Here is a 12867-nt window from a genome sequence, read left to right as displayed (position 1 = left end):
GCCCGGATCAAGTCCGGGCATGACGAGTGAAGGAGTAGATGTGGGTACCGCTCACACTGCCTTGTCGGGGCCGATCTTCACCAGCATCTTGCCGAAATTCGCACCCTTGAAGAGATTGAGGAAAGCCTTGGGCGCGTTCTCGATGCCGTCTTCAATCGTTTCTTCCCATTTCATCTTGCCGCCCTGAATGAGCGGGCCCATTTCGGCATAGAACTCGCCGATATGCTGAAAGTAGTTGGAAACGATGAAGCCCTTGAGCATCAGGCTCTTGCCGACGATCTGGATGAGGTTCGTCGGGCCGGGCCGCGGCGTGGTGTCGTTATATTGCTCGATCATGCCGCAGAGCGCCATGCGTCCGTTCGGACGCATGGCGTTGATCGCCGCTTCGAGATGCGCGCCGCCGACATTCTCGAAATAGACGTCGATCCCTTTCGGGAAGGCATCCGCCACCGCCTTGGTGAGATCGCCGCAGGTCTTGTAGTTGATGGCCTTGTCGATACCGGCGACATCGGTGAGCCACTTGCACTTCTCGTCGGAGCCGGCGGAACCCACCACATAGCAGCCATGCGCCTTGGCAAGCTGGCAGACGACAGCGCCGACAGCGCCCGAAGCGGCGGAGACGAACACGGTGTCTCCGTCCTTGAGGCCCGCCACCTTGAAGAGACCGGCCCAGGCCGTCATGCCCGGCATGCCGAGCACGCCGAGAAACGCCTCGACGGGGCCAAGCGCCGGATCGACCGGCGTGAAGCCTTCCGCAGGGCCCGTCGCATATTCGCGCCAGCCCCACATATGGTTCACATAGGTGCCGACTTTCAGCTTGCCGCTTTTCGACTCGACGACCTGGCCGATGGCGCCGCCTTCAAGCGGCTTGCCGATCTGGAACGGCGGCACATAGCTTTCGCGGTCCATCATGCGTCCGCGCATATAGGGATCGACCGACATCCAGATGTTGCGCACAAGCACTTCGCCATCGCCCGGCTGGCGCACATCGGCTGTCGCGAGTTCGAAGTCGCTTTCCTTCGGCATGCCGACAGGCCGCGCCTTGAGCCGGATTTCCTTCGAGCTGAGATTGGTCATGGGGGTCCTCCACCGTTTTGGGATTTTCGTTGGGTGGAGCCTAGCCGCCTTTCACCCCCGGTGGAAGCAAAGCCCCCTTCGCTGCTGAACAACAGGTTGTGAAGGGATGAACGGTCAGCTCCGCCAGCCACCGCCCAGCGCCACGAAAAGGTCCACCGCCGTCGTATAGCGGTTGAGCTTTGCCTGCGCCGCGCTGTCGCGCGCGGAAAGCCAGGTGCGCTGCGCATCGAGCACGGAAAGGAGATCGCTCGCGCCCGCGCGGTAGCGCGCTTCCGCAAGCTGATAGGCCTTGCCTGCTTCCTCGGCGGCGATGGTTAGCAGCCGTTCGCGCTCCGCCGTTGCTTCCACATTGACTAGGGCATTCTCGACCTCGCCGAACGAGTTGAGAACGGTGAGCTGATAGCCCGCGGCAAGTTCCCGCTGCCGCGCATTTGCGGATAGAAGGTTGCCTTCCAGCGAGCCGCCGGAAAAGATCGGCGCGAGGAGCGAGGCGCCAGCCGATGTCAGAGTCTCGGCAGGCGAGGCGGTGGCGAAGCTCCGCGTGAGGGAGGCCGAAAGATCGAGGCTCGGGAAGAAGGCGGCCCGCGCCGCGCCGATATCGGCATTTGCGCTCTTGAGCCGTGCCTCCGCGCTCTTGATGTCTGGACGCCGCTCCAGAAGGCCGGATGGCTGTCCCGCTGCAATCGCGGGCAAGGTGGCGCGCGCGAGCGTCTCGCCTTCGATGCCGAAGGCGCCCGGCGTCCGCCCGATGAGGATTGCGAGTGCATTCTGTTGCGCGGCAAGGTTCGCCTTGAGCGAGGGTATCCCCGCTTCGATGCTCGCCACCGTGTTGCGCTGCTGCGCGAGATCGAGGCCGGAAATGCTGCCCGCATTGTAGCGCGCTTCGACAATGTCGAGCGTGCCGCGCGCCGCCGCAAGCGACTCCTCGGCAATCGCGATCTGGTCCTTCACGGCGAGTATCGTGAAATAGGTTGCCGCCACCTGCGACTGAACGAGAAGCGCCGTCGTTTCGCCGTCGAAGGTCGTGGCATCGAGCGAGAAGCGCGCCGCGCTCGCCTGATTGCGATAGCGGCCCCAGATATCGAGAGCGTAGCTTGCCGACAGGCCGATATCGGCGCTCTCGCGGGATGAGCCGCCATCGGTTGCACGTGTCGTAGCGCCACCGCTTCCAGAAAGTTGCGGCAACAGGGATGCGCCTGAGGCGCGGGCAGCGCCGCGCGACTGGTCAATACGGGCGAGAGCCTGCGCAATGTCGAGATTGGCCGACAGCGCCATCTGCATCAGCAGCGTCAGTTCCGGGTCGCCAAAAGAGGTCCACCATTCGGCGCCCACCGGCGTACCCGCCGCCTGCGGCCCGCTCCACACCTGCGCCGCGCCTGTCTGCGGCCGCTCATAGTCCGGCGCCATCGAACAGGCGGCGAGGGCGAGGGTAGCGGCAACAACGGTGAAACGATGCAAGCAGGTCTTCATTTCTCTACTCCGATGCCAGCGCGACCACGGGGTCTAGCCGCGCCGCCTTGCGGGCCGGCAGATAGCCGAAAACGAGCCCCGTCAGCACGGCGCAACTGAAGGCGAGGATCGACGGCATGGGATTGATCGCAATATTGAGCCCGGCGCCCGAAAGTCCCTGTGCCAATGAGAGTCCGAGCGCGACGCCCATAAGTCCGCCGACGCCGCAGACCACCAGCGCCTCCGTGTTGAACTGAACGAGAATGTTGCTCATTCGCGCACCCGTTGCCATGCGAATGCCGATCTCGCGCGTCCGCTCCGTCACGCTTACCAGCATGATGTTCATGACGCCGATGCCGCCAACAAGAAGCGATATCGCTGCGACGGAGCCGAGCAGGATCGTCATTGTGTTCGACATGCTTTCGAGCGTTTCGAGCATCGAGGCCGTATTGCGGATCTGGAAATCTTCGGTCCGGTGCCGCGCCAGAAGCAGGGCATGGATTGTGTCTTCCGTCTCCGCCACACGGTCGGAATCGGCCACCTTTACGGTGATTGAATTTGCATATTGCCGGCCAAAGAGCCGCATGAAGCCGGTTGTCAGCGGCACGAAGGCGACATCGTCCTGATCCCGGCCGAAGGCGGCGGCACCTTTCGGCGCCATCACGCCTGCAACCTCGAAGGGAATATTACCGACAAGCACATACTGGCCGACTGCGTGCTCGCCGCTTGGGAAGAGGGCATTGACGACCGTTTGGCCGAGCACGATCACCGGCGCATAGCCGTTGAGGTCCGCTTCGGTGAAGAAGCCGCCTTGCGCGACGTGCCAGTCGCGCACGGTCGTCATCTCAGGCCAGGTACCTTCGACCTGTGTGCGATAGTCCACATTGCCGAAGCGCAGCGTACTCGCCGTGCTGCGCTCTGCAACGACGGCAACCACATTGTCGACTTCACGGATCGCTTCCGCATCCGCCGTGGTCAGCGTGGCTATGTCGCCGCTCGACCTGATGCCCGGCGCGCCGGGCCTGATGACAAGAAGATTGGTGCCCATGCTCTGCATCGACGATACGATATTCTCCTTGCTGCCGTCTCCGATGGCGAGCATGACGACAACCGCCGCGACGCCGATGACGACACCGAGCAATGTCAGCGCCGTACGGAAGATGTTGGCGCGGAGCGAGCGGAAAGCCATTTTCACCGCTTCTGCGATTTCAGTCTGGATGACGAATCCGTGTCCGACTGGTGCGTCGGAAGGCGATGCGATGCTGTGTGGTGAACTGGCGCCGCTGTCGGAAATGATCTTCCCGTCGCTGATATGGATCTGGCGGTCGGCATGTCGCGCAACTTCCGCATCATGCGTGATCAGAATGATCGTATGCCCTTCCGCGTTCAGGTCCTTCAGAACCTTGAGCACATCGGCACCGCTTTGCGTATCGAGCGCGCCGGTGGGTTCGTCGGCGAGAATAACGTCGGCACCGTTCATCAGGGCGCGTGCGATGGAAACGCGCTGCTGCTGACCGCCGGAAAGTTCGCCGGGCCGGTGCGCCGCGCGGTCGGCCATGCCGAGCCTTGCCAGCAAGCCTTTCGCGCGCGCGCTCCGCTCGATCCGGGTGGTGCCCGCATAGATGGCCGGAAGCTCCACATTCTCCGTCGCCGTCATGGTGGAGAGCAGGTTGTAACGCTGAAATACGAAGCCGAACGTGTCGCGACGCAGCGCGGCCAGTTCATCGCTCGTCAGCGTGGCGACATTCGTGCCTGTAACTTCATAGGAGCCGCCGCTAGGCCGGTCGAGGCAGCCGAGAATATTCATCAGCGTGGACTTGCCGGAGCCCGACTGACCCATGATGGCGACGAATTCGCCATGCCGGATCGTCAGCGACACACCGTCCAGCGCGCGCACTTCCTGTCCGCCGGTGCGATAGACCTTGGTCACATCCCTGAGTTCGATCAGAGGCGGCTTGCCTCGTGGGTCGGGTGCATGCATGACCGTCCCCTACAGGAAGCCCATGCGGCGCGTCGTGCGGCCGCCTGCGCCGCTCGCAGGCGCACTGCCGGAAATGACACCTGTCACCACGCGCTCGCCTTCTTCGATGCCGGAGAGGATTTCCGCGTTCATGCGGTTGGTGAGGCCGAGCTGAACTTCGCGCTCCACAGGCCCGCGTTCGCCCATCACGCTGACGCGCGCTGTGCCGTCGCGGCTCTCTGTCACCGCGTTCACCGGCACGATGATCGTGTCTTCCGAGCGGCCGAGCACGAAGAACACCTGCGCCGTCATGTCCTTCATCAGCCGCCCGTCGGGGTTGGCAATATCGACCAGCACTGTATAGAGCACAACTTCGTTGACGATCTCGGGTGTTGGAAGGATTTGCCGGACTGTGGAATTCCAGCGCCGCTCCGGTGCGCCAAGCGTGGTGAAATAGACCGGCATCCCGGCTTCCAGCTTGCTGACATCGGCCTCCGCCACCTGCGCCTCGACCGTCATGGTGGCAAGGTCCGAAACCGTCATGATGGTGGGTGCGGTCTGGTTCGCATTGAGCGTCTGGCCTTGCAATGCCTGTTGTGCCGTCACCGTGCCATCGATCGGCGCATAGATGCGCGTGAAGCCGAGATTGGTTTCGCCGCCTTCGACGGTGGATTTCTGCTGTTCGATCTGCGCCTTGAGCGAGCCGATCCGTGCAGCGACGGTTTTGGCGGATGTCTCGCTCGTGTCGAGCGCATCGCGGCTCACGGCATCGATCTTGGCAAGATCGAGATTGCGCGCATATTGCCGCCGCGCGAGCACAAGTTCGGCCTCCGCGCCTGCAAGCTGCGATTCGAGATCGGTAAGCCTCGCGCGCGCCCCTGCCACTTCCGTTTCGTAAACCTTGGCGTCGATCTCGGCGAGCAGGTCGCCCTGTTTCACCGTATCGCCCACCTCGACATGGACGCTTTTGAGCTGACCTGAAACCTGAGCGCCGACATCGACATAGTTCTTCGGCTGCAACGAGCCGAGCGCGGTCACTGTCTGTTCGATGGTGCCGCGTGTCGCGGGCACGGTGCGATAGGAGACCTTCTCGCCGCCGAAGAAAAGGCTGGAGACGATCCAGTAGAAGATCAGGGCAATAGCCGCGATGGAACCCCAGCGGACAGCAGCGGGGAAGTTGCGCCACGTGGCCGCAAGGCGCGTGGCCAGCGCCAGCGTGCCGGAGGAAGCACCGTTCTTCGTATCGCTCTCATATCCCATGCGTCTTGCCGGCCTTTGCGAAGCGTCCCCATTCCTTATAACGGAGAAAGGCGCCCGTTCCGTCGCAGGAACCCGGACGCCTTCCTGAAAATCGGCCGAAAGCAGCGAAAAACAAGTGGCTCAGGAAACGTGGATCATGCGCTTGCCGATATTATCGCCCGCCAGCAGCCCGACCAGCGCCTTCGGCGTGTTCTCGAGCCCGTCCATGATGTCTTCCTTCACTTTCAGCTTGCCGGATGCGACCCAGCCCTGAAGCTCGGCCAGCGCCTGATTCTGCTTGTCTTGATAGTCCGTCACGATGAAGCCCTGCATGGTAAGCCGCTTCACGACGACGAGGCCCGGAATGCCACGTGGCCCATGCGCCGGCGCCGCGCCGTCATATTGCGACACCGCCCCACAACAGGCGATGCGGCCATAATTGTTCATGCCGAAGAGAACGGCTTCCAGAATGTCGCCGCCCACATTGTCGAAATAGACGTCGATCCCGTTCGGCGCCGCCTTGCGCAGCGCCTTGCCCACGGGTTCGGCCTTGTAGTCGATGGCCGCATCGAAGCCGAGTTCATCGGTCAGCAGCTTGCACTTCGCCGCGCCGCCCGCGATACCGATGACATGGCAGCCCTTGATCTTCGCGATCTGCCCGACAATCGTGCCGACGGAACCCGCCGCCGCGGAAACGACTACTGTGTCGCCCGCCTTCGGCTTGCCGACTTCGAGAAGGCCGAAATAGGCCGTGAGTCCCGCGATGCCATAGACGCTGAGAAGGTGGGAGAGGGGTTCCATCTTCGGCAGTTTCTGTGCGGCCTTGGCGGGCAGGGCGGCATAGTCCTGCCAGCCCGTATCGGCGAAAACGAGATCACCCTTCGCAAAGCCCGGCGCCTTTGCTTCCACGACTTCCGAGACGGAGCCCCCCGCCATGACCGTTCCGGCATTCACGGCCGAGCGATAGGTCGCGCCCTGCATCCACGCCCGGTTTGCTGCATCGAGCGAGATGAGCCGCGTCCGCAGCAGCAATTCGCCGTCCTTCGCCTCGGGCACCTGACCCTCTGAAAGCTTGAAATGGCTTTCGGCGAGTTTCCCCTGCGGCGTTTCGGTCAGCAGGATCTGGCGATTCACGGTCATCGGGTCCTCCTCAGGTGTTTTGCGGTTCCGGGCAGCCTAGCTGCCCCGGCGTGGAGGTGCATCCCTCAAAGCCGCTTTGGCTTGTTCACGCCTGAACTATTGTGAGTGCGTCCCTCAACGGCTAAAACCGCGAGGCTGAATCCCCATATCCTTGGGGCATAACCGCCCGGAATTGCTTCGAAAAATGACCGACAAGCTTCGCATAGCTCTGGCCCAGTTGAACCCCGTGGTGGGCGATATTGCCGGCAATCTGCAAAAGGCCGTTGAGGCCCGCCGCGAGGCCGAGATTGAGGGCGCGGATCTGATCGTTTTTTCCGAGCTGTTCCTTACGGGCTACCCGCCCGAGGATCTGGTCCTGAAAGGCGCCTTCCAGCGCGCCGCCCGCGCCGCCGCGATCGATCTCGCGCGGCAGACGGTCGATGGCGGCCCCGGCGTACTGATCGGCTGCCCCTGGATGGCCGATGACGGCAAGCTCTTCAATGCCGTGCTCTATCTCGACAAGGGCGAGGTGCGCGGTTATCGCGCCAAGGTGCACCTGCCGAATTATTCCGTCTTCGACGAACCGCGAGTCTTCGACGATGGGCCCATGCCCGGTCCCTTCGACGTGCGCGGCGTGCGCATCGGCGTGCCCATCTGCGAGGACATCTGGTTCCCGGATGTGGTCGAGTGCCTTGAGGAGTCAGGCGCGGAAATCCTGCTGGTGCCGAACGGTTCGCCCTACGATTTCAACAAGTTCGACGCACGCATGCAGCTCGTGATTTCCCGCATCAGGGAAAGCGGCCTGCCCATGGCCTATGTGAACCAGCTCGGCGGACAGGACGAACTCGTCTTCGATGGCGCCTCCTTCGTGCTCAATGCCGATCTCTCGCTGCCGTTGCAGATGCCGGCCTGGGAAGAGAAGATCGCGATCACCGACTGGTCGCGCGGCGAAAAGGGCTGGGTCTGTGCGCAGGGCGAAGTGGCGCCCATCGAGGAAGGCGACGAGGCGCTCTATCTCGCAGTGGTGCAGGGTCTTCGCGACTATGTGAAGAAGAACCGCTTTCCGGGCGTCGTGCTCGGCCTCTCCGGCGGCATCGACAGCGCACTTGTCGCCGCCATCGCCGTCGACGCGCTGGGCGCCGACAAGGTTCATTGCGTCATGCTGCCTTACCGTTACACCTCCTCGGAAAGCCTCGTAGATGCGGAAGCCTGCGCAAAGCTACTTGGCGCGCGCTACGACATCGTGCCGATCGAGGAGCCGGTGACGGGTTTCACCGTCGCACTCGAAAAACTCTTCGAGGGCACGCAGACCGACACGACGGAGGAAAACCTCCAGTCCCGTGCGCGCGGCGTCATTCTCATGGCGATCTCGAACAAGTTCGGCTCCATGCTGCTGACAACGGGCAACAAGTCCGAAGTCTCGGCGGGCTATGCCACCATCTATGGCGACATGAATGGCGGCTTCAATCCGATCAAGGATCTCTACAAGACCCGCGTATTCCGCTTGTCGCGCTGGCGCAACGAGAACATGCCGAAGGGCTGCCTTGGGCCGAAGGGCAGGGTGATTCCCGAGCGTATCATCACGCGCCCGCCCTCCGCCGAACTCCGTCCCGACCAGAAGGACGAGGATTCGCTGCCGCCCTATGAGCAGCTCGATGACATTCTCCACTGCCTCGTGGAAGAGGAAATGTCGGTGCGCGAAATCGTCGAACGTGGCCATGACCGAGATCTCGTGAAGCGCGTGGAGCATCTGCTTTATATCTCCGAATACAAGCGCCGTCAGGCTGCGCCGGGCGTCAAGGTCACCGCGCGCAACTTCGGACGCGACCGCCGCTACCCGATCGTCAACGGCTTCCGGGATCAGGATGTATGAGCGGTAGTCCCGTCATCGTCCGCTTCGCCCCGTCGCCGACAGGCGAGCTCCATGTCGGCAATGCCCGCGCGGCGCTGCTGAACTTCCTCTTTGGAAGGAAGAATGCCGGCAAGTTCATGCTGCGCATGGACGATACGGATGATGAGCGCTCGACCGCGGAATATGCGGCTGGCATCGAGGCCGATCTTGCATGGCTCTGCTTGCGCCACGACATCTTTGCCCGACAGTCGGACCGCCTCGCAGCCTATGAGGCGGCGGCAGAAAAACTGAAGGCAGCAGGCCGTCTCTATCCGGCTTATGAAAGCGCCGCCGAACTCGACCGCCGCCGCAAGCGCCAGCTCGCGCGCGGCCTGCCGCCGGTCTATGACCGCGCGGCGCTCAAGCTCACGGCGGACGAGCGCGCCGCACTGGATGCCGAAGGCCGCAAGCCTCACTGGCGTTTCAAGCTCGACCACGAGCACACGAATTTCGAGGACCTCATTCAGGGCCATGTCGAGGTCGATGGCGCCTCACTGTCGGACCCGGTGCTGATCCGCGAGGATGGCCGCTTCCTCTACACCCTGCCCAGCATCGTGGACGACATCGACTTCGCCATCACCCATGTCATTCGCGGCGCAGACCACATCACCAACACAGGTGTGCAGATCCAGATCATCCGCGCGCTGGGCGCTGTACCGCCCGTCTTCGCGCATTACTCGCTGTTGAACGGGCCGGACGGCAAGCCGCTCTCGAAGCGCAACGATGCCGCGCAATACTCGCTGCGCGCGCTGCGCGAGGCAGGCTTCGAGCCTATGGCGCTCAATTCGCTTCTCGCCCGCCTCGGCACGCCCGATGCGGTAGAGGCCTCGCTCTCGCTCGATGAACTGGCGGCGCATTTTGACATATCGCGCCTCGGCCGCGCCGACATCCGCTTCGACCCGGCGGACCTCGCCCGCATCAACGCCGCCTGCCTCCACCTCATGTCCTATGCGGATGCGAAGCCGCGCCTCGCCGCGCTCTCCTGCGATCTCGGCGAAGCTTTCTGGGAGGCGGTGAAGCCCAATCTCGCGCTTTTTGCGGAAGCCGCGGACTGGGCCCGCGTGGTCGAAGGACCGGTGGCGCCCGTCATCGATGACATGGGCTTCGCTTCCGCCGCCGCCGCCGCGCTGCCGCCCGAGCCCTGGGGGCCGGAGACATGGGGTCTCTGGACGGATGCCGTGAAGGCCGCAACAGGCGCCAAGGGCAAGGCGCTCTTCATGCCGCTCCGCCTCGCGCTCACCGCCTTGCCGCATGGACCGGAACTGAAAAACCTGCTACCTCTCATCGGAAGGAAGCGGGCCGAAGCCCGGCTTTCCGGTCTAACGGCTTGAAATCGTTAGAGTTTGTTAACGGCGAGTGACTGAGGATACCGGCATGAACCCGGCTTTCCCGATCATCCAGGGTCTGATTATTAGCGGCTGACATAGCTCCGCCGCCGCCGTACAAGCACGCTTGCAAACATTGTGGAACACGGACGGGCCGGTGGCGGATTGCCACCCAATGACGGGCCTTTGCGCCCTCCACGATGCGGAATGGAACCATGAGCACGACAGGCAAAGAGCGCCTCTATCTTTTCGACACCACGCTGCGCGACGGCGCGCAGACGACCGGCGTCGATTTCAGCGTCGAGGACAAGCGCCTGATTGCGGGCCTGCTCGATGAACTTGGGCTCGACTATATCGAGGGCGGCTATCCCGGCGCGAACCCCACCGACACGGCCTTCTTCGGTGATCGCCCGAAACTTACACGCGCGAAATTCACCGCCTTCGGCATGACGAAGCGGGCCGGGCGCTCGGCCTCGAACGATCCGGGCCTCGCCGCTGTGCTCGACGCGGATACGGATGCCGTCTGCCTCGTCGCGAAGAGCTGGGACTTTCAGGTCGCGGTCGCTCTCGGCATCACCAATGAGGAAAACCTCGAAAGCATCGAGGACAGCGTGAAGGCCGTGGCGGCAAAGGGCCGCGAGCCCATGATCGACTGCGAGCATTTCTTCGACGGCTACAAGGCGAACCCGCAATATGCACTCGCCTGTGTCCACGCCGCGCTCGACAATGGTGCGCGCTGGGCCGTGCTCTGCGACACCAATGGCGGCACGCTGCCGGATGAAGTGGAGCGCATCGTGGGCGATGTGATCGCATCGGGCGTGCCGGGCGACCGTCTCGGCATCCATGCGCATAACGACACCGAGAACGCAGTGGCAAATTCGCTCGCCGCCATCCGCGCCGGCGTGCGCCAGGTGCAGGGCACGCTGAACGGGCTCGGCGAGCGTTGCGGCAATGCCAATATGGTCTCGCTCATCCCGACGTTGCTGCTGAAACCGCATTATGCGGACCGCTTCGAGATCGGCGTCACTCTTGAACGCCTGAAGAGCCTCGTCCATGTCTCGCGCACGCTTGACGAAGTGCTGAACCGCGCGCCGAACCGCTATGCGCCTTATGTCGGCGAAAGCGCCTTCGCGTCCAAGGCCGGCATCCATGTTTCGGCGATCCTGAAGGACCCGAAAACCTATGAGCATGTGCCGCCGGAAAGCGTCGGCAACAAGCGCAAGATCGCCGTCTCCGATCAGGCCGGGAAGTCGAACATCCTCGCGCGCCTCGAAGAGGCGGGCATCGCCTTCGACCCGAAGGACCGCCGCATCCAGCGCCTGCTGGACGAGGTGAAGGAGCGCGAATTCCTCGGCTATTCCTATGATGGCGCAGAAGCCTCCTTCGAGCTTCTCGCGCGGCGCATCCTCGGCGAAGTACCGGAATTCTTCGACGTCGAATCCTTCCGCGTGCTTGTCGAGCGCCGCTACAACGCGCTCGGCGATCTCGTCACCGTGTCGGAAGCGACGGTGAAGGTGGTAGTCGATGGCGACAAGCTGATCTCTGTGGGCGAGGGCAACGGCCCCGTCAACGCGCTCGATCAGGCGCTCCGCAAGGATCTCGGCAAATACTCGCCCTATATCGAGGATCTGCGCCTTGCGGATTTCAAGGTGCGTATCCTCACAAGCGGCACCGAAGCCGTGACGCGCGTGATGATCGAGAGCATGGATGGCAAGGGAAATCGCTGGTTCACAGTCGGCGTCTCGCCCAACATCGTGGACGCCTCCTTCCAGGCGCTGAATGACTCGATCGTCTGGAAGCTGCTGCGAGATGGCGCACCGGCGAAGAATGCACCGCGCCGGGAGAAGGCCGGGGCGTGAGCGTCAGCGCATCTTCTCCGCTCCGATCGTTACCCGCCTCTTGATGCCGATAGCATCGAGGAACGCTTCGTCGTGGCTGACTGCGACCAGCGCGCCGTCATAGGCCGAGAGCCCGGCTTCAAGAATTTCGATCGACTCCATGTCAAGATGGTTTGTCGGCTCATCGAGAATGAGAAGCGAGGGAGGGCGGCGGCCCCCAAGCACACAACCAAGCCCCGCGCGCAGCATCTCGCCACCGCTCAATGTGCCCGCCCGCGGCAGTGCCGCCTCGGCGCGAAAACGGAACCGGGCGAGAGCCATCCTGCATGAATTCTCGTCCATATCGGGGTTGAGCCGCAGAAAGTTCTCCATCACCGTCTGGTTCCGGTCGATGGCGCTCACCTGCTGATCGAGCATGGCGAAAGGAACATGGATCCGGGCGGCACCGGAGAATGGCGGCAGTTCCCCCGTCAGCATTTTCAGCAGCGTCGTCTTGCCCGACCCGTTCGCACCGGCAATCGCGATACGCTCCGGCCCTGCGACGATCAGCGAAAAATTGCGAATGATCGGTCCGTCGGGGTCGTAGCCGCCATGGAGGTCGTGCGCCTCCAGCACCACGCGTCCAGCGTGAAGACCCGTGGATGCCAGCGTCACGGTGAACGGCTGCAGCACTTCAATCTTGACCCAAGCTGCTTCAGCTGTCTCCTTGGTCTGCATCTGCCGTTTCTCTGCAAGCCGGGCATTCTTGCCGCCCGCCGCCTCGGCACTATTCTTGCGGCCGCCGAGCAGAATGCGCGGCAGGGCACCCTTCGCCTTTTTCGCTCGCCCCCGCTTGTCCCGCTGCGCCTGCTTCTCGCGGATCTCTTGAGACTTGCGTGCGGTGTCCTTCAGTTTTCGTTGGGCAATCACAAGGTCGTGCTCCGCTGCCTGAAGTTCGATTACCTTCTGCGCGCGGTAGTGGCTCCAGTT

At 63.1% G+C, this 12867-nt stretch carries 9 protein-coding genes; 3 read left to right on the top strand and 6 right to left on the bottom strand.

The window, feature by feature from the left end:
* Positions 1-51: 51 nt before the first annotated feature.
* The 5 genes from ACK4FH_RS14660 to ACK4FH_RS14640 all read right to left on the bottom strand — a co-directional run bounded on the left by ACK4FH_RS14660 (position 52) and on the right by ACK4FH_RS14640 (position 6865).
* Complete coding sequence (locus ACK4FH_RS14660) at positions 52-1077, bottom strand: NADP-dependent oxidoreductase (protein ID WP_409815364.1); 1026 nt, start codon at positions 1075-1077, stop codon at positions 52-54.
* A 114-nt stretch (positions 1078-1191) separates the two neighbouring features.
* Complete coding sequence (locus ACK4FH_RS14655) at positions 1192-2547, bottom strand: efflux transporter outer membrane subunit (RefSeq protein WP_409815361.1); 1356 nt, start codon at positions 2545-2547, stop codon at positions 1192-1194.
* Positions 2548-2551: 4 nt separating this feature from the next.
* On the bottom strand, positions 2552-4507 hold the full coding sequence (locus ACK4FH_RS14650; protein ID WP_409815358.1) for a MacB family efflux pump subunit: 1956 nt from the start codon (positions 4505-4507) through the stop codon (positions 2552-2554).
* A 9-nt stretch (positions 4508-4516) separates the two neighbouring features.
* The gene (locus ACK4FH_RS14645; RefSeq protein WP_409815356.1) at positions 4517-5746 is read right to left on the bottom strand and encodes an efflux RND transporter periplasmic adaptor subunit; all 1230 of its coding nucleotides are present in this window, start codon (positions 5744-5746) and stop codon (positions 4517-4519) included.
* Positions 5747-5866: 120 nt separating this feature from the next.
* The gene (locus ACK4FH_RS14640) at positions 5867-6865 is read right to left on the bottom strand and encodes an NADP-dependent oxidoreductase (protein ID WP_409815354.1); all 999 of its coding nucleotides are present in this window, start codon (positions 6863-6865) and stop codon (positions 5867-5869) included.
* Positions 6866-7049: 184 nt separating this feature from the next.
* Between ACK4FH_RS14640 and ACK4FH_RS14635 the strand changes: the two genes are divergently transcribed.
* The 3 genes from ACK4FH_RS14635 (at position 7050) to cimA (ending at position 11919) form a co-directional block, all read left to right on the top strand.
* Positions 7050-8717: an NAD+ synthase gene (locus tag ACK4FH_RS14635; protein WP_409815353.1), complete on the top strand. Its 1668-nt coding sequence runs from the start codon at positions 7050-7052 to the stop codon at positions 8715-8717.
* Positions 8714-10066: a glutamate--tRNA ligase gene (locus ACK4FH_RS14630; protein WP_409815351.1), complete on the top strand. Its 1353-nt coding sequence runs from the start codon at positions 8714-8716 to the stop codon at positions 10064-10066. Before ACK4FH_RS14635 ends, ACK4FH_RS14630 begins: the two co-directional genes overlap by 4 nt.
* A 209-nt stretch (positions 10067-10275) precedes the next feature.
* A complete protein-coding gene (gene cimA / locus ACK4FH_RS14625; protein ID WP_409815350.1) occupies positions 10276-11919 on the top strand; it encodes a citramalate synthase in 1644 nt (547 codons plus the stop codon).
* A gap of 3 nt (positions 11920-11922) precedes the next feature.
* Here the strand turns inward: cimA and ACK4FH_RS14620 are convergent.
* Positions 11923-12867 (bottom strand): ATP-binding cassette domain-containing protein (locus ACK4FH_RS14620; protein WP_409815348.1); only part of this gene is annotated, 945 nt, incomplete at its 5' end.

Source organism: Parvibaculum sp. (assembly GCF_046297875.1).
GTDB lineage: Bacteria > Pseudomonadota > Alphaproteobacteria > Parvibaculales > Parvibaculaceae > Parvibaculum.
This window is presented reverse-complemented; position numbering and strand designations above follow the sequence as displayed.